Origin of the sequence: Chryseobacterium sp., assembly GCF_019236175.1 — a bacterium.
GTDB lineage: Bacteria > Bacteroidota > Bacteroidia > Flavobacteriales > Weeksellaceae > Chryseobacterium.
Window position 1 is genome coordinate 355,986 of record NZ_JAFAJM010000014.1, and the last position, 18,942, is coordinate 374,927.

Annotated in this window: 16 protein-coding genes; 10 read left to right on the forward strand and 6 right to left on the reverse strand. The window is 36.6% G+C overall.

Annotated elements, in window-relative coordinates:
* The first annotated feature begins 8 nt into the window (after positions 1-8).
* Positions 9-494, forward strand: coding sequence for a GNAT family N-acetyltransferase (locus JO178_RS12760; protein ID WP_291936258.1), 486 nt, complete (start codon positions 9-11; stop codon positions 492-494).
* A gap of 78 nt (positions 495-572) precedes the next feature.
* Here JO178_RS12760 and JO178_RS12765 read toward each other — a convergent pair whose 3' ends face one another.
* The 6 genes from JO178_RS12765 to JO178_RS12790 form a co-directional block, all read right to left on the reverse strand.
* Positions 573-2,426 (reverse strand): alkaline phosphatase family protein, encoded by a 1,854-nt coding sequence (locus JO178_RS12765; protein ID WP_291936260.1) that lies wholly within the window; start codon positions 2,424-2,426, stop codon positions 573-575.
* Between the two features lie 385 nt (positions 2,427-2,811).
* A complete protein-coding gene (locus JO178_RS12770) occupies positions 2,812-3,480 on the reverse strand; it encodes an HAD-IA family hydrolase (protein ID WP_291936262.1) in 669 nt (222 codons plus the stop codon).
* 6 nt (positions 3,481-3,486) lie between these two features.
* Positions 3,487-4,641, reverse strand: coding sequence for a TIGR03364 family FAD-dependent oxidoreductase (locus JO178_RS12775; RefSeq protein WP_291936264.1), 1,155 nt, complete (start codon positions 4,639-4,641; stop codon positions 3,487-3,489).
* 11 nt (positions 4,642-4,652) lie between these two features.
* Complete coding sequence (locus JO178_RS12780; RefSeq protein WP_291936266.1) at positions 4,653-5,951, reverse strand: DUF5690 family protein; 1,299 nt, start codon at positions 5,949-5,951, stop codon at positions 4,653-4,655.
* Between the two features lie 9 nt (positions 5,952-5,960).
* Positions 5,961-8,786, reverse strand: a complete 2,826-nt coding sequence (locus JO178_RS12785; RefSeq protein WP_291936269.1) for a TonB-dependent receptor — start codon at positions 8,784-8,786, stop codon at positions 5,961-5,963.
* A gap of 479 nt (positions 8,787-9,265) precedes the next feature.
* The gene (locus JO178_RS12790; RefSeq protein WP_291936272.1) at positions 9,266-9,835 is read right to left on the reverse strand and encodes an XRE family transcriptional regulator; all 570 of its coding nucleotides are present in this window, start codon (positions 9,833-9,835) and stop codon (positions 9,266-9,268) included.
* A 226-nt stretch (positions 9,836-10,061) separates the two neighbouring features.
* Here JO178_RS12790 and JO178_RS12795 point away from each other — a divergent pair, with 226 nt between their 5' ends.
* The 9 genes from JO178_RS12795 to JO178_RS12835 all read left to right on the forward strand — a co-directional run bounded on the left by JO178_RS12795 (position 10,062) and on the right by JO178_RS12835 (position 18,917).
* Positions 10,062-10,769 carry a response regulator transcription factor gene (locus tag JO178_RS12795; RefSeq protein ID WP_291936276.1) on the forward strand — a complete coding sequence of 236 codons (708 nt, stop codon included), beginning with the start codon at positions 10,062-10,064 and terminating at the stop codon, positions 10,767-10,769.
* A gap of 3 nt (positions 10,770-10,772) precedes the next feature.
* Positions 10,773-12,173: a HAMP domain-containing sensor histidine kinase gene (locus JO178_RS12800; RefSeq protein WP_291936279.1), complete on the forward strand. Its 1,401-nt coding sequence runs from the start codon at positions 10,773-10,775 to the stop codon at positions 12,171-12,173.
* 207 nt (positions 12,174-12,380) lie between these two features.
* Positions 12,381-12,875, forward strand: coding sequence for a hypothetical protein (locus JO178_RS12805; RefSeq protein ID WP_291936282.1), 495 nt, complete (start codon positions 12,381-12,383; stop codon positions 12,873-12,875).
* A 27-nt stretch (positions 12,876-12,902) separates the two neighbouring features.
* On the forward strand, positions 12,903-13,730 hold the full coding sequence (locus JO178_RS12810) for a YoaK family protein (protein WP_291936284.1): 828 nt from the start codon (positions 12,903-12,905) through the stop codon (positions 13,728-13,730).
* 242 nt (positions 13,731-13,972) lie between these two features.
* Positions 13,973-15,766, forward strand: coding sequence for a DNA mismatch repair endonuclease MutL (gene mutL / locus JO178_RS12815; RefSeq protein ID WP_291936287.1), 1,794 nt, complete (start codon positions 13,973-13,975; stop codon positions 15,764-15,766).
* A 4-nt stretch (positions 15,767-15,770) separates the two neighbouring features.
* Positions 15,771-16,499: a rhomboid family intramembrane serine protease gene (locus JO178_RS12820; RefSeq protein WP_291936290.1), complete on the forward strand. Its 729-nt coding sequence runs from the start codon at positions 15,771-15,773 to the stop codon at positions 16,497-16,499.
* Between the two features lie 9 nt (positions 16,500-16,508).
* Positions 16,509-17,507: an endonuclease/exonuclease/phosphatase family protein gene (locus JO178_RS12825; RefSeq protein WP_291936292.1), complete on the forward strand. Its 999-nt coding sequence runs from the start codon at positions 16,509-16,511 to the stop codon at positions 17,505-17,507.
* 74 nt (positions 17,508-17,581) lie between these two features.
* The gene (locus JO178_RS12830; protein ID WP_291936294.1) at positions 17,582-18,553 is read left to right on the forward strand and encodes an endonuclease/exonuclease/phosphatase family protein; all 972 of its coding nucleotides are present in this window, start codon (positions 17,582-17,584) and stop codon (positions 18,551-18,553) included.
* Between the two features lie 4 nt (positions 18,554-18,557).
* Entirely contained in the window at positions 18,558-18,917 is a 360-nt protein-coding gene (locus tag JO178_RS12835) for a hypothetical protein (RefSeq protein ID WP_291936295.1), read from the forward strand.
* Positions 18,918-18,942 lie beyond the last annotated feature (25 nt).

Below are 18,942 nucleotides of genomic sequence, written 5' to 3' on the forward strand. Positions count from 1 at the left end.
CTTAAGCGATGAATGATATCAATAATGAAGTAAAAATTATAGCTTACGAACCTCAATATAAGGAAGCTTTTAAAACCTTAAATGAAGAGTGGATCAAGACATTCTTTGTTATGGAACCAAGTGATTATAAATTATTGGATAACCCTGAAGAACAGATTATAAATAAAGGTGGGTATATTGGTTTTGCTTTGCTGAATGGCGAGCCGGTAGGTACTTGTGCTTTAGTAAAAGCGCAGGAAGAACCTATTGCTTTTGAACTGTCAAAAATGGCAGTAAGTCCTAAAGCTCAGGGAAAGAAAATTGGTTATCTTTTAGGGAATGCTCTTGTTGAAAAAGCCAGAGAACTGAAAGCTGAAAAAGTATTTCTGGAAACAAACTCTATTCTGGTTCCGGCGATAAGGTTATACGAAAAATTAGGGTTTCAACATATTCCCATTACTAATCCAGGATATGATCGTGTGGATGTGCAGATGGAATTGGATCTCAACATCTAGTCCAAAAAAAATATTGGAACTCGGAGGATAAGATCCTTGTTCCAATATCAAAAATTTAAATCTAATTGTTTTAGTGTTTTATTTCTTTATAAAAGCCTTTGTCAGGGCCTTCTTACTTCCGGTGAGCCTTATAAAATAATTGCCTGTGGTGAGTTTTTCAATATTTATTTTTTCGTCATAATTTCCTTTTGAAGAAACAAAGGTCTGAGTAGAGATAAGGGCTCCTCTGATATCAATAATTTCTGCCTTTATCTCTTTATCTTCAGTTGTATAACGAATATTAACTACTGAGGATGCAGGATTGGGAAATATTTGAAAATCCGCTGCGGAGGTCTTTATTTCTCTGCTGGCTAAAACTTCGTTCGAACAGGCCGGAATTCTGTTCACTCCGTCTATACCCCATGAAGATTGTACCGGAATACACAACCAGTTCAGTACGGTAGGAAAATGATCTGTTTCCCTTGTTGTGGAAGTATAATCATAGATTCTGAATGTGTTGGACGTATTGGCGGCATAGGCCGGATTTCCTGTAATATTCATGTGATTGGCATTAGGGCTGGAATCTGTTAATACATTTCCGGAAGTTTCTTCGCATTTCCAGTTGGCTAACAACTGTGCATAAAAAGGATGTGAAGAAGTGATGTTCTGATTTGCCCAGCCGGCAATCACCTCATTAGGTAAGGCGGATTTCCAGATTCTGATATCTTTATAAGATGCTGCAAGGTTGATTCCATAGGTATTGGTTCCGTCCTGGTTTAATGTGAAAGGGAGTCCGGAATCAATATTTCCGATGGTATTCATTTTAGCAAATGTTACCGGAACACCATCTTCATATAAAGTCACAAGACCATCTCTGTCGAAAGCTACTGCTACGTGTTTCCATTTGTTGGTTTCTGCTTTCCCGCCTACAAGATCAATTCTGTTGGTTCCGTCTCCGATATTTATTTTAAAAGTTTGTCCGGAGTATCCTGAGATAATAATGCCTTTGTTTTTTCCATTGGCCCAGTTTTTATTTCCGATCATTACCGGATCACTTGAGTAGGAAGCATTAGGTTTTACCCAGAATTCTATGGTAAAATCCTGATTTGCTCCAAAATTGAAAGGTGTCTGGTTTGCAGGTTTTGCGTAGGTTCCGGCCGGGAAGCTGAGCTGAGTAAAGTTTTTGGAAGATTCAAGTAGCGTTTTGCTGATTTGTTGAGGAATAAATCCCGGGTTAGAATATACGGTAAAAATATTTCTTTCAGTAAGGTTTCCGCCTCCGTGAGAGGAATCTATGGCTCCGTGATCCGTAGTTAGTACAACCAGCCAGTCTTCATTATGATAAGAAACTCTGTTTTTCATGGCATTCACAATTTCACCAATATAGGAATCTGTAGTCTGGATGGAAGAAACATACTGAGGAACTGCAGAAGAGAAACCATAGGAATGTCCGGCATGGTCAACATCATCAAAGTCTACGAATAAAATATCAGGATTATCATTTTGTAAAGCATTAACTGCTGCATTTTTTACAGCAAGATCCGAGCCCAGATTAGATTTTACATCTGCATTCTGTATTATTTTATCATTGATAGGGGCCCAGTTTACCAGGGATATTGTTCTCAGATTAGGATTGGATGCTTCTGCTCTTGACATAAAATCAGGATAATTTATAAAGTTCGGACTGGTAAAATTATTATCCTGTACATTGTGCTTGGTATGCCATACACCGGTCAGCATGGTACTCCAGCCGTTTCCGCTCCAGGTCGTCGCTGCACATAGCCCGTCCAGAGAGTAAATGGACTGATTGATGAGGTTTTGGATGTTGGGTATGTTGGCAGACATCATTACGTCTGCGCGGCATCCGTCGATACCGATAAAAAGAACCTTTTTGGTCTGAGCGCCAAGGAAACAGCTCATCATTACTGCCATTGAGAATAGTTTTGTTTTCATAGGAAAATGGTTTTGAAAAGAATGTTTACAAATAGTAATTTAATTTTTAACTATTGTAAAATTAGTTTACTATTTGTAAATAATTATGAACTGAAAATTAATTAATAAATAAAATACCTTCAAAAATAAAGAGGTAAAAAAATAATTTATTTTTAATTGCTTTAATATTAATGCTTTATATTATTTAGGATTCTGTTTTATGAAAGGCTCTATAGAATGGCTGTTCTACAGATGATAAAAATTAATAGTTTACAAATATTAAAATAATAAAGGCCGTTTTGCAGTCCGGAAAAAGGTAAATCAAGATATAATGAAGAGAATAAAAAACAGCACAAATGTTATTCGTAAAAACATTTGTGCCGTAAGTATTTAAAAAAAGAAGTAGTTACAGTATATTTTCTGCTTCAGCAATTGTATTCAGGATATAATCCGGCTTTGCTTTTTCAAGTTCTGTTCTGCTTTGTGCACCTGAAAGAACAGCAATGGTCAGGCCGCAGCCGGCGTTTTTTCCTTCCTCAATGTCAATCATAGAGTCTCCGGCTTTTAAAACTTTTTCCGGCTCAGTGATATTGAATTTTTTCATTGCAAGGTTGATCATTTCGGGACTCGGCCTGCTTTCGGAAACATCATCAGCGGTGATCAGGGCATCGAAATGTATATTTTCTTTCCAGTGTAATTTATCCAGAAGCTGCCGGGCAATTTCTGCAGTATACCCTGTATTCAGAACTACTTTTTTGTTTTGGGCTTTCATTTTCAGAAGAAAGTCCTCGGTACCGTTGATGGGCTTTACTATAAGATTCTGATAGGCTTTTTTTAATTTTTCGGAAAACTTTTCAAAAATAACAACAGCGTCATCTTCATTTCCATGGATTTCTTTGAGCAGACTTGTGATGGCTTCCAGTTTTTCCATTCCGGCACAGCTCACCAGAACCTGATCCAGGTAAACGGAATAGCCATGCTCATTCACGGCTTCCGTAAGAGTTTTATATACTACATTATCCTCATCAATTGTTGTTCCGGCCATATCCAGAACGAGTAATTCTATATTTTTCATTGAAATTTATGTGTAAATTTTGTCTATGTTAAACTTTGAGAAGCCTCCGCTTCCTGTCATTCCTTTTCCTCCGATACCGGTTACAATATGGATATTAGGAGATGGGCTATGTTCAAAAATGTCTTTTGTTTTACACTGGGAATAGACACCGAACCATCTTCTTTGAATCTCATAAGTAGGAAGGTCAATAATTTTTTTTGCCTCATGAATCATAAATTCATCAATTTCCATATTGAGATCATATCCGAGATCATCCGCATGTTTAGCATCTGCATATTCATGGGAATCACCAAGGATTATAGAACCGTCAAGAGCCTGTTTGAACAGGATATGAACTCCGTATTTCTTTTCAAATGAATTGGGGTCTTCTGAGGATTTGATTTTCTGAAAAGAAGTACATTCACTGAATGACTCATATCTTCTGATGGAAAGCCCGGTCAAAATATTTCCCTGAAGAGAATATATTCCCTGAGGTTTAGTTTGTAACATCTGTAACTTGCTTACCTCCAGATCGCTTTCGTTGAATACGGCAGGGTATAACGTTTTAAATTCGTGCCCGCCGCAAATAATGATTTTCGAGGCTGAAAATACTGTGCCTTCCGCTGTAACAACCGTACATTGTCCATCATTTTCATGAGTCTCAACAGCGGTGGTATTGTAAAAAATCCTGAGTCCCATTTTTTGCTGCAGAAGTTTATGAAGTTTTACAATCATATCTGCAGAATCTACAGAAAGTTCTTGTGGAAAGAACAGTCCTCCTTTACAATAATCAGAGCGAAGGCCGTCAAATTTTTTGATACAGTCGTTCTTTGATAATAGAACAGATTCATAGGCATTGTTTCTGTTGATCTCGTATAGTTCCTCAAGGAGCTGAAGTTCTTCATCATCGGAAGCGATGTATATAGAGCCGTTTTGCCTGATGGTAAGGTCTGCCTGTGCATGAAGCTCATTATATATACTAAGACTTTCTCTCCCGAAATTCTGCCACTTAAGGTCCATTCCTGAGGGAACGACCTGTCCGAAGTTTCGTACCGTTGCACCCTGAGGAACAGAGTTTCTTTCCAGGATGGCTACCTTTAGATTTTTCTTCAGGGCATGATAAGCATGGAAAGTTCCTAAAATTCCACCCCCCACAACGAGTAAATCAAATTTTGCTGTCATTGTACTAAATTTTATAAAATTTTCGAAGTATCGAAATTGATGTATTGATTAGAATTTGAATTAGGTTTTGTTTTTTTTCTGAAAGCCAGAAAGGCGATAACCGAAAGAAATAAAACCATAATGGTAATAATATAATTCAGACTGATATAAAAGTTGAGCCATGAAGTCTGCGCAGAACCGAAGTTCTTGTATAATAAAACAAGGACGCTACCCAGATATCCGAAAGAATCTACAATATAAATCAGAAAGCCTACATTACCTTTAATGTCGAATGCTGCTATCATTCTGTCAAAATAGATTCCATTAAAAGGAATATAACAGATATACATTCCAAAACCGGATATCGTCATCCATAAGAAAGGAGAAAGTGTATTTTGCTGAAATAAATAAGTAGAAAATCCTACTGTCAGAATTCCGGCGAAAAGGATATAATGATAATAAGCAAATGCTTTTTTATTGTTTTTGACCTTTACCATACCACTCAGAATCAAAAGAACCATAATGGCAATAGGGATTTCGGTCAGTGTGAAAATTGAGCTGTCCAATTTAAAATGAAACCCGTCCCAGATTTCACGGTTGAAATTATCTCTGAAGTCTCTTAAAACCGTCAAGCATACATAAAGAAAGATAATGCATATAACAGGAACAAAAAACTGACGGATAAGCGCTTTTCTTCCCCGGCTGTTAAGGGGTTGTCTTTTACTTTTAAGCCTGATATCCTCTTCTGAGGGCTTAGGAATCCTTTCCAGCAGAAGACCGGAAATAATCAACGGGATGATAAAAACCAATCCGGCAGAAAATGGCATCCAGAATTCCGAAATAGAAAAAGTATCCATCAGAAATTTACCTACAGATTTTGTAAATCCTGAAGAGACCACAAAGCTCGAACATAAGAATAATCCGATAATCTCGGTGGTTTTGCGGCCTTCAATATAAGAGAAAACAATACCCCAGATCATTCCCAGAGGAATGCCGTTGAGAAACATAAACAAAATGTTATAAGGCGCTGGAACCAGAGCGAATCCCAATAGGGAAAGTTCTGCGATGGCAATGAAAGAAAACAGGTAGGTCAGCCTTTTTGCGGGTTTTAACTCGGAAATAAATCTAATCCCGATAAATTTCGAAATAAAATACCCAACTGCCTGTGCAATGATTATCAGGATTTTATAATCTACCCCGAAATAAGATAGTCCTTCAAAAGAAGCTACGGTAAAAGGCTTCCTGAATCCGTACATGCAGAAGTAGACCCCGAAAGCGGCAAGTGCTGCCTTCAGTGTTATTCTTATTTTATGATTGATAATTCTGGCCATTGTTCTGGTTTAAAAGTTCAGTTTTATTCCAAGATTAAATCTTACTCCATAATATTCTACCTGTTCAGGACGGTCTTCATTTTTCCCGAAGTGATAGATCAATGGTTTATTAAGAATATTGTTGATATCCGCGTACAGACCAAGGGACTTTGTAAACTGATAAGAACCTCCGAAATCAAGACTGCTGTATTTTCCGTAGTAAGAGTCATTGATATCCTCTTCAGCATATTCTATAGCATATTTTCCTTTGTAATTATAAGCCAGCCTTGCATTGAATCCTTTTTTCTCAAAGAATAGCTGTATGTTATAAAGCTCTTTAGCCTGATAAGGAAGGGCAACTTTTCTTCCGCTGGGTTTCTCCATCTCGGATGTCATAAAGGTTGCATTTACCTGGGCCCCGAAATATTGAAGAAAGCCGGGCAGAAAGTCGAATCTTTTATTGATTCCCAATTCAATACCGCCTAGCCATGCCGCTTTTCCGTTGTTCGGTGCCGAAAACTGTACCCCGCTGATACCATTGTAGTTTCCGATGAAAGAATCCTGAAAAATAGGATCTGTAATAGATTTATAAAAAATACCACCACTCAGGATGCCTACATTGGAGAAGTAATATTCTCCCATCAGATCAAAATTCAAAGAATAGGTAGGGTTGAGGTTGGGATTTCCGCCTTTGAATTCATTATCTGCCTCAATATAAGTTCCTCCCGGTGTCAGATCTCCGAAATTCGGCCTTGAAAATGTTCTGGTAGCCGCAAAACGGAGATTGGTTTTATCGTTTAACGTATATTTTAAATGAATCATCGGAAGAACAGCCAGATAGTTTTTGGTATTTTCAACGGGAGTGAGCACATCATCGATAACACTATATCCTTTTACTTTGGTATTGGTGTTGGATAATCTGATTCCTCCTAAAACCGTCATCTTATCATTTACCTTGTAGGTAGCCATTCCAAATGCATCAGCGTGCTTTTCAAATACATCGAAGTTTCTTCCCAATGCTTTATTGTATTCCAATGCCTCGGAATCTGTGGGATTGATTTTTAGATTTTTTTGATTGTCAAACCAGAACTGATTCATTCCGGGAGTAGAAAGTACCGGTCCGAAGGTATTTCCGATATGAGCATTCATTTCACTTAAGTATTGTGTTCCGTTGGGTTGTGAACTAATGTATTGAGCATAATCTGCCAGAAGAGGAGCTGTGCCTCCGTTCCAATTGTAGAATATATCTGAAAATCTTGCGTTACGCTCCTTATCCCTGTATTTGAACCCGTATTTTAAGGTCAGTTTATCGGAAGCATTAATTTCATGATTAAAGGCTGCTACAATTTTGTCTTTTTCTTCTACGAAAACTTTGTAGAATTCCAGGTCTGTAAATCTCATCTGCGAAGCATCCATTTTAAAGTTCGGATCGCTGTAGAACCCGAACAGTGCATCCGGATTTTTATAATCAAGCTTTCCGCCATCTGCTTTCCAGTAGGCTCTCGGGCCATTACCACGATCAGAGATATAATCCGGATTGATGCCTACACCTGATTGTGTATACTTAATTACGTAATAGGAATTATTTTGTTTATCAGGGATATTTCCGTATTTGAACTGATTGTCATAATAAGAAAGATCCCAGTCAATTTTTCCTTTATTTAGATTGTGAACGCCCCCTAATGAAACAGATGTTAATTCTGTGATCAGCAGGTTGTGAATATTCTGAAGCTCTACTCTTGCCGTATTGTTTGAAGAACTGAATTTATCAAATCTTACTCTGTGTTTATAGTGGGTCTCGTCATCCGCCAGTGTTCCGTACATTCCTTTCAGGTATAATGTATTTTTAGGAGACAGTACATATTCAAAAGCCGTATTGATTCCCGTTGTTTTTCTCACGCCGTTGTAATCACGGAGTTCCATTCTGAATACTCCTTCATCACCGCTTCTTCTTGCTTCAAAATTATCAGTAGACCAGTTTCTGATGAAATGTGCAAAATTAAACAGGTATCCGAATTTTTTATTTTTTGTTCTTCCGCCATATAATAACCCAATATTATAGATTCCTTTATCTGCTTTGGCATTATACCCGCTTCCTAGCGTTGCCTTAAACTCTGTTTTCATGGGGGGAGTCTTCGTAATGAAATTGACTCCGCCACCAATTCCGTCTGCTTCCATGTCAGGCGTAAAAGATTTGTTGACATGTACATAAGAAATAAGTTCCGTTGGAAAGAAGTCGAAAGCAGTAGCTCTGGAAGTTGTTTCTTCTTCTGCTGTTGGAAGTCTGTTTCCGTTGATTGTCGTTGAAGCCCAGAAAGGAGGAAGGCCTCTTAATGACACAAATCTGCCTTCACCCTGATCTCTTTCAATGGAGACTCCCTGTACACGCTGTACGGTTTCCGCTGCATTTCTGTCCGGGAGCTTTCCGATTCCGTCCGAAGCGATAACATTGGTAATATTGATTGCATTCTTTTGCATATTTAATGCTCTTGCTTCAGTATTTTTCAGGGTTCCCGTTACGACAACTTCATCAATGTTTTTACGGGGTTGAGAAAGCTTTATATCCCCCAGATCAATCGTTTCTTCAGGTTGAAGATTTATACTGATATTGGCCTGTTCGTAACCTATGTAGCTGATTTGTAAAGTGTATTGGCCTTCTTTAATATCATTGATCGCAAATTTACCTTCCATATCGGTAGTGATATTTTTAGATAAACCTTTTATTTTGACTGTTGCCCCGGGAAGGGGCTGGCTGTCGTCAAGAACAGTTCCTATAATTAACTGCTTCTGTGCTGAAACAAAAACGATGAAACAGACAAAAACAAGGGTAAGTAATTTCTCTAAATTTGTTTTCATTTTTACATATATTAAATTTTTTATGCAAATCACGCTAATAATTTTAATATATATAAATGTTTTGTATTAAGTATTGTTTAACAAATCAAGGCGGTTTATTACCCGAATTTTACTTTCTGAGTTTTTATTAATAGTAAGGATAAATGAAATACGTTTTGAATAAATTCTTTATTTACAGCGCGTTATATGTCGGTTGGGAACTGTATTTGCAGGTAAGAATTTTTTAATAAAATGATGGTTTTGATTAACATTTCGTTCATTTTAATCAAAAATAAGAAAACTAAAAGTTTACAAATAGTAAACTTTTTGAGAGAGAATGTAATTTGTATAGTAACGCGTAAAATATATTTCCGGCCCCGAATACGATCAATATGCACAGCTCTTGAAAATCATGTATTCACGTGTCGGAAAGATATAACCCCATTGGCCACATAGAAATAATGAGCGCATCGTGGCTAAAAAACAGGTGTAAAATTGATTTAAGCAGTATAAAAATAGAGAACAAGCATGACGCAGCTTTCATCACTGATGCTTACCGGAACGTGTGGAAACTTACCGTTAAAATATAAAGAATCACCTTCTTTTAAAATGATTTCTTCATTGTCAATGATGTATTTCACTTTTCCCTTCAGGATGTATTTGAATTCCCAGGCATCCGTAATGACCTTTTCTCTTTTCGAATTAGGCTCAAGTGTGAGCAGCACAGCTTCAAAACCCAGGGAATGAAGGCTTTTGCTGAAGATATGCATGTATTTAAAGCCTTCAGCCTCCATTTCTTTTTCTATAATCTGCTGGCTTTCTTTCGGAACATAAATAAATTTTGCATTCGACTTTTTCTCTACTCCTTCAAAAAAATAGCTTGCATCAATTTCCAGTGACTGGATAAGGTCCAGTAAAACAGGAAGAGAAGGAATTGTTCTTCCGTTTTCAATACGGGAAACCAGGCCATTACTTACATTGGCCTTAAAGGCCAGCTCATTGATGGTTAAATTATTCTTTTTTCTAATATCCTTTAATCTCTTACCGATACCTATTAAAAAGTCATTCATGCTGTATTCTTGTTTAACCTAAATTATTTTTCGTCATTCAAAAGTAAAGACAAAGGTAGTGTTATTCTATAGAGTTTGGATGTTGGACTGAATCAATTCATTGAAAATTATTATGGATGATATACCGCTTCAATTTCGGAAACCTGAAGCTGGAATTGAGTTCATTGGTGTTTTCATATTCTCCCCAGGAAATTTTCCTATTTTTGTACAACTCCTTATTTCATTTATGAAGAAAATTATTCTTATCGAAGACGAAACCAGTGTTGTATCTTTTATTAAAAAAGGACTTCAGGAAAACGGATATGAAATTTCTGTAGCATTCGACGGACGTACAGGAGTACAACTGGTGCAGTCCAATGATTTTGATCTGGTCATTTTAGATATTATGCTTCCGGAAATGAATGGGCTGGATGTCTGTAAAGAAATCAGAAAAACCAATCAGGCTGTTCCTATTTTATTTCTTACAGCATTGGGAACATCAGAAAATATTGTGCTGGGGCTGGAAAGCGGAGGTGATGATTATCTGGTAAAGCCTTTTAAATTTATTGAACTGGTAGCCCGTGTCAAGTCTTTACTGAGAAGGACTAATAATAGTGGACCACAGGATGCCGCTGAATCAGAACCTGATAATGAAAATGTATTTCAGTTTTCAGATGTGAGGGTGAATGATTATACTAAAAAAGTAACCCGCTCCGGAGAAGATATTACCCTTACTTCAACGGAATATAAGCTTTTGCTTTATTTTCTTAATAATCCTGAAAAAGTGATTTCCAGAGCTGAAATTCTGGATGCCGTATGGGGGGTAAACTATGAGCTGGGTACCAATGTAGTAGACGTTTATGTTAATTATTTAAGGAAAAAACTAGACGATAAGGATGATAATAAACTGATCCATACGGTGATAGGGATGGGGTATGTGATGAAAAAATCTTAAGGCATGTTTAATAAAGTGATCACAAATCAAACCAAAACAATGGTGCTTTTAATGTTGGTTTTTACCGCCATTATTCTGCTGTTCAGCGGATTGGTTTATTTTTCGATCGTTAACTTTTCACATCAGAGATTTTATGAATTACTGAAGATTCGTACAGCGACAATCGTACAGATTGAGAAAAGCAAAGAACATCTTGATCTTCCCGAAAATTATATACTCAGCAGTCTGAATGACGATGAACTGCCGATGGAGAAAGATTATGTTTTCGCCGTTCCCACAGATTCCAATTTCAAAAAAATATCACAGGAGGTTCATATTCCCGCTTATTTTTTCAAAAATATCATCAAAGAAGGAGAATCCAATTATAATGACAAAGAATTCTATTATATAGGTCAGAGTTTTAAGTATGATGATAAAGACTATATAGCTATTGCTTCGGCAAAGAACCATTATGTAGTCTATTACCTGGGGTTTTTAAAAAGAACTTTATTGACATGCACTATCCTTTCTTTATTTTTCAGTATGATATTTTCCTTCTACCTGTCTAAGACCCTGTTTAAACCTATCTTAAAAATTACAGGAAAAGTAAAGGAAATCAGTTCTGAGAATCTTCATTTAAGACTTGAATCTCAACCGGATAATAAAGAACTGAATGAGCTGGTGGATACCTTTAATGATATGCTCAACAGGATTGAGACCTCTTTTGAAACCCAAAATCATCTGATCGGAAACGTATCCCACGAGCTGAGAACACCTCTGACTTCCATTATGGGGGAGGCTGATGTGGCTCTTTCAATCAGCAGAACGGCGGAAGAGTATAAAGAAACCCTGGGGATTATTCTGGATGAAGCTGAAAAACTGGATAAAAAGATTAAAGCCTTATTGATGATTGCTCAAACCGGATTTGATGGCAAAATTCAGAAAATGGATAAGGTAAGAATGGATCAGCTGCTCTGGGATGTGATTGAAACCCTAAGAAAAATTGATTCAAGAAACAATATCTATCTGGATATAAGTATGCTTCCGGATAATCCCAAAAAGCTAAAAGTTCAGGGAAATGAACAGCTGCTGCATCTTGCGGTAGCCAATATCATCAACAACGGGTGTAAATATTCTGATTTTCAGCAGGTGAAAGTTTCACTGGGAGCTACGGATACCGACGTATACATCATTGTAAAGGACAATGGAATCGGAATTCCCGAAATAGAAATGAATAAAATCTATGATCCCTTTTTCAGAGCTTCCAATACCAATAATTACGAAGGATATGGAATCGGTCTTCCCCTGGCCAGAAATATCATAAGAATGCATCATGGTGAACTGATTGTAAGCTCGAACGAAAATCAGGGAACCACGGTGCAAATGCGTTTCCCGAATTTCTATAGTACACAGCAGGAAGGATAATGCCTGACGATAGAATACATCGTATCAGTCTGTATTTTCGGTTGTGTCCTTTTACTCTTTTTTATGATGTTAAGCTTCTTTAACAATTTTCTAATCTCATTTTAATCTCTTTAATCACATTTTAATTCCATTCCAAAGAGCTTCTAATCTGGTCGTTCTAGTTTTGTATCATCAAATAAGATAAACACAAAACAAAATATAAAGAACATGGCTAAAACAATTTTAATTGCAACAGATTATTCTCTTGAGTCATTAAACATATTAAAAAAGGTATTGAAAGAAAAAGAGGCCTCGGAAGATCAGAATAATTATAATATCCTTCTGGTTTCAGGATATGATTCGGGAGATTCTATCAGAGATCTTTTATTTACTACCAAAACTTCGGTCTTTAATAAGATCAGACCGGCGGAATTCTGTGATGCGTACGGAATTATTAAAAACAAGTACCCTCATTTGGTCCATAAAATCATTTGTGATGTTTTTACAGGAAGTTTTCAGAGAACATTTAATCAGTATGTAAAAGCGGAAAATGTTGAAGAAGCTTATTACTCTCCTTCGATTAAAAGTAAAGGAAAGGAAAAATTTGATCTCATTCCCTATATCAAAAAATGTAAAGACCTGCCGTCCTATGAAATTGCAATAGAAAGTAAAGAAAAGCTTCCTGAAAGAGGAAGACTGGCAGAGATCTTTGTAGAAGTCTAATTATCAACATTATTAAAAAGATAAAAAATGTTAAGAAATTATAGTAACAGCAGGACACTGGGAGACAATATCAGATTGGGGACGCTGACTGCATTTACGGCAGGTACTATAAATATTGCATCCCTATTAATATTTCTCTCATTTACATCAAACGTCACCGGGCATTATGCTATTCTGGCAGCAGAAATCAGTAAAGCCAACTGGGGACAGGTAGCAGTAGTGGGAGCATGGATATTCCTGTTCTTCTTCGGAAGCTTTGTATCCAACTTTATTGTGATTAATTTCAATAAAAAAAGTAAATATTTTGCTCATGCAATGCCCATTGTATTAGAAATTATATGTCTTCTGTTTGTTGGGGTATACGGACAGCTGTATTATCAGAAGACACTGGAAGAAACAGAATACCTGGTAGCGCTGATGCTTTTTGCTACAGGTCTTCAAAACGGCCTTACGGCAAGTATCTCCAACTTCTCGGTAAAAACAACCCACCTTACGGGAACCACAACCGACCTTGGAATTCTGGTTTCCATGTTTACCCAGAAAAAATATAGAAAAAACGGAGAACTGATCGGAAGAGCAAAGTTGCTGATGAGTATTATGATTGCCTATGTTTTAGGTGCCGTATTTTCGGGATTAACATACTATTATCTGGAATTCAGAGTATTTTATGTGATTAGCGTATGTCTTTTAATTGTCATCGGATATGATGCCTATAAGATTCATATAAGACACTTTAATACCAAATACAGATATAACAGAATTTACAGAAAACCAAACCTTTTGGCTTATCTGTATGAAAAAATCCATGGAATTCCTAAAAGAGAAAAGAAACGAAAACTTGTTTTCGAAGATTAAAAACGGAATAAGAGTGAATATCACTATTAATTTTTTGTATAAACTAGCTGTGAATCAATCCTCTATTTGTGTGAAAGCAATAGGGGATTGTTCTCTTCAGAAAACCTCTGTAATGAAAGGTTTGAGACTGAGCCGGTAAAAAGGAGTATTGTTGAAATGTTGATAATTAAATATTAATTCCCGTTTTTAATGTTTTAATTCCCGTTTTCATTGACTATTTTTGTAAGTTGATTTACGTTTTTATGTCAGATATTATTCAACTTTTACCGGATCATGTAGCGAACCAAATTGCAGCAGGAGAGGTGGTGCAGAGGCCTGCATCCATCGTAAAGGAACTTTTGGAAAATGCTATAGATGCAGATGCTGCTAAAATTGAACTGATCCTCAGAGATGCCGGAAAAAACCTGATACAGGTGGTAGACGACGGAAAAGGGATGTCAGAAACAGATGCGAGAATGGCATTTGAAAGACATGCTACTTCTAAAATCAGGGGAACAGAAGATATCTTTAAAATTGCAACAAAAGGCTTCAGGGGGGAAGCGTTGGCGTCTATTGCGGCTGTTTCACAGGTTGAGCTTAGAACCAAACAGAAAGACTCCTCTATCGGAACGAATATTTATATTGAAGGCGGTGTTTTTCAGTTTCAGGACCCGATACAGACTTCGGAAGGATCCAATTTTCTGGTGAAAAATTTATTTTATAATGTTCCTGCCAGAAGAAAATTTCTTAAAAATAATAATATTGAATTCAGACATGTTATTGATGAATTCCAGCGTGTGGCTCTGGCCCATGAAGGATTAGAATTCTCATTGTTCCATGATGATGAGCCGGTTTTCAGATTAAGAAAAGGGAGCCAGATGCAGCGAATAGTAGACATTTTCGGAAGGAAATTACAACCGCAGCTGATTCCCATCAAAGAAGATATTATCTGGTGCAAACTTCATGGATTTGTGGCAAAACCTGAAGGAGCAAAAAAATCCAGAGGCGAGCAGTTCCTTTTCGTCAACGGAAGATATTTTAAGAGCCCGTATTTCAACAAAGCGGTTCAGGAAGCTTTTGAAGGATTGCTTTTACCGGGTTATGTTCCGTCGTTTTTTCTTTATCTGGAATTAGATCCTGAAAAAATAGATGTGAATATTCATCCACAGAAAACCGAGGTAAAGTTTGAAGATGAACATCTTATTTTTGCCCTGCTTCGATCTACTATAAAAAGGTCTTTAGGAATTTATAATGTTTCTCCCAGTCTTGATTTTGACAGAGATCCGGATTTGGATGAGATCATGAATAAACCATTGCCCAGCAAAGGTAACGGTGGCGGCGGAGTGATTAAAATGCCTGAAATTATAGTGGATAAAGACTATAATCCGTTTTTGGAAGAAGAAAAAAATGTTGTTCTTCCTGAGGAAATTCAGAACCTTACAGAAATATATCATCAGAATATTACCGCAGAGCCTTCAAAAATCAACCTGTTTGAAGATGAAGATTTTGATGAAGATCTGATGAGACTTCCCAACGGATACTGGCTGTTTAATAAAGGGGATGTAACACTGATGCTGGATTTAGGAAGAATGCACAGGCTTTTGGTCTCGGAAAACAACAGATCATCCGGAAAAAAATCAGGTACTAACAGCCATGCTCTTCTGTTCTCTCTGGAGTATCATATGAACGAAATAGAGAAAAATAAATATAATTCTATTAAAAAATATCTTCCGGAACTTGGGTTTGACATGAAAATTGCTCATGAAAGTGTACTGAGAATAGATTCGCTTCCCGAAGGACTCAAAGAGACACAGGCAATGAAGTTTCTGGAGAATCTTTTTGAGATTCTTGAATACAAAACAGAAGAGGAGTTCATGATGTATTATCAGAACCAGTGGAATAAAATGCAATCGAAGTCCAGATTTGACTTTATTTATAAAAAAGATGCGGAACAGCTGATCAAAGATTTTACGGCATTAGGTTTTCCTGAGTTTTTACCGGATGGGAAAAGATGCTTTTATGAAGTTCCGTTTAATGATTTTAAAAACAAATTTTAGAAAAATGTTTAATAATATACCGCCGGTTACAAGAAACCTTATCATTATTAATGTTATCGTTTTTATTGCGACTTTTTTACTGGGTAATCAGATGATTGGCTATCTGGCAGGTTTTTATCCTTTTTCCCCATTTTTCCATTCGTGGCAGATTATTACTCATATGTTTATGCATGGAAGTATCATGCACATTCTTTTTAATATGATGACTTTATTTAGTTTCGGACCTATTCTGGAACAAACGCTGGGAGATAGAAAATATCTGATCCTTTATTTTGCCAGTGGATTAGGGGCTTTTTTCCTGTTTAATTTATGGAATTTTGTTGAAGTTCAGCAGATTTCCAATGAATTGCAGCAATTAGGATTTAATGTGAGTGCTTATATGTCTGGTGCGAGTGTAGAATTTACCGGCACTTCCGATTCAATTCTCAAACAAAAAGAATTATTGGAGAATTTAAAAGGAATTGTAGCAACACCAATGGTGGGAGCTTCCGGAGCAATATTTGGTGTTGTGGCTGCTTTTTCTACCTTATACCCGGATTCAAAAATTATGATGATGTTTATTCCTATCCCGATGAAGGTTAAATATTTGTTACCAATTATTGTTGTCATCTCTGTATATCTTGGAGTTTCCGGAAATGGCGGTGGCATTGCGCATTTGGCTCATGTTGGTGGTGCTTTGGTGGGCTGGTTGCTTGCAAGAAGCTGGAAAAAACATTTGTACAGATTCAACTAATTTTTTTTTGTGAAATTTATTCGTCTCATATTACTGATTCTGCATCTGGGGATTTTAGGACTGTTGTTGGGTACTTTGCTGAATGCTTATGTGCCGCCTAAAATATTTCCCTGGTTCAATCTGCTTTCGTTAGGATTTCCGGTTTTAATGATGGGGTATATTGTTCTGATTTTTTTTTGGATTTTCAGCTGGAAAAAAAGAGCTTTTATCTTTATGCTTGCAGGACTGGTCTTCTTAAATCCTGTAAAAAGAATTATTAATTTTTCCGGTGATCAAAAAAGAAAGGCTGATTTGAAGATCGTTTCCTTTAATATAAAAGGCGGTACCATGGGAGCTGAAGAGGTCGGAAGATATATAAAATCTAAGGATGCCGATGTGATTCTTTTGCAGGAGGGAAGAGGAGGAGATATTCCGTTGCTGGATGATTATAAGAAAGTGAATTCATCCGGAGGTGTGGCAACCATCTTAACGAAACATAAGATTTTAAATACAAAGAAAATAGACTTTCCGGACAGGGGTGAAATTGCACCTGCGGTAATGGCAGATATTGAAGTAAAGGGGAGAACTTACCGGTTTATCAGTGTTTATCTCCATCCTTTTAAGTTTGAAAGGAATATGGTGACGCTTAACGGAAATACAAGTGCAAATGAAGAAAAAATGAAAGATATTGTAAGGAGGCTTATTCCTACTTTCAAAATACATCAGGAGCAGGTAGAGCTTATTAAGAGCGTCATAGATAACTCACCTTATCCTGTTGTCTTAACCGGAGATTTTAATTCTGTGCCTAATTCTTATGAATATTATCATTTGTCATCGGGCCTTGATGATGCTTTTGTAACTGCCGGTAAAGGAAGTGCTACCAGTTTTCATGATTATAAATTTCCAATCAGAATTGATTATGTTTTTTCTTCAAGATCAATCCGGGCAGTTTCCTACGTGGTTGACCGTTCTGTCAGAATTTCAGACCATTATCCTGTCATTTCAGAATTTTCTCTTGAAAATAAATAATCATAAAATAAGTTAAAATTTTGGTTCTTGGTAGGATTTTTGCTTAAAAAAATGCGTACCAAGACCGTTTTTTCATGAAGTCGAATCAGATACTGCTGTTTATACATATTGTTGTTGCTGTTTTACTGCTATGTACACTGGGCAATGCATGGGTTCCTCCTAATCTTTTAGGGAGCCTGAATCTGCTTTCTCTAGGTTTTCCCTATCTGATATTGGCACATGTTATTCTTACCGTGATCTGGATCATTAAAAAGAACAAGCTGGCCATTGTTTTCGCATTGGGAACTTTTCTTTTTTATAATCCGATAAGAAGATGGGCCAATTATTCTTCCAGAGCAGATAACGAAAAAACAATCCGTGATATTAAGGTTTTAACCTTTAATGTAAAATATGGAGAATACGGATGGGATAAAGTAAAAAACTATATTAAGGAACAGAACGCTGACATTATTCTGGTACAGGAAAAAGATACCAACCGGGCTCTTAAACAAGATCTTGTAAAATATCCTTCCGTCATTCTTAAAACCAAACATAAGATCGTAAGACAGGCAGAGATTATTGAAGATAATGCAAGAGGAAACTCTTTCTATGCAGATGTAGATATTAACGGAAAAATTATCAGAATCGTTAATGTATACCTGGAGCCATTCCGGCTTCATAAATCTATGTTTACCAAACTGGATGGTTTGGGAATAGGAAATGTATCAACTCTTCTTTCTCATATGATTCCCACGTTTCAGGCTCATGAAGATCAGGTGAAAAAGATCAGAAAAATAATAGATCTTTCTCCTTATCCTGTAATCTTAGCAGGAGATTTTAACTCTGTTCCTAATTCATACGAATACTATAATCTCGGAAAAGATCTGCAGGATGCTTTTTTAGTAGCAGGAAAGGGAAGTGCAAGCAGCTTTCATGACTATAAAGTTCCTTTAAGGATTGATTATATCTTTACTTCAAAATCTATTATTCCATTGAGCTATAAAGTGGATAATTCTGTAGAATTGTCGGATCATTATCCGGTAATTGCGGAATTTCTATTAAATTAGTTCCATGAAAAATTTAGTGTTTGCTGCTTTTGTTTTGGCAGTTTTGTCTGTCGCCTGTTCTAAAAAAGAGTCTGCCGGCTTTAGTACCGAACAGGATGTTAAATTACATTATGATACGACAGCTATAGATTCTTTTTCTACAGGGGCTATTTCAGTAGATATTGCCCGGAAAATAAAGATGTCTTCACCTCAATACCAGGACTCTGTAAAGCAGGCTAAGAAGCTTCTGGAAGAAGAAAAAAAGCTTAAAATTGAGCTTGAAAAAGAGAACAAAAAGAAAACGGAAGACGAAAAGAAGAAAACAGACGCTGATAAAAAGCAAAAAACGCAGGAAATACCTACCGCAGAAACCAAAACAGAATAGAATAAACACTTTAAAAATAGATAAT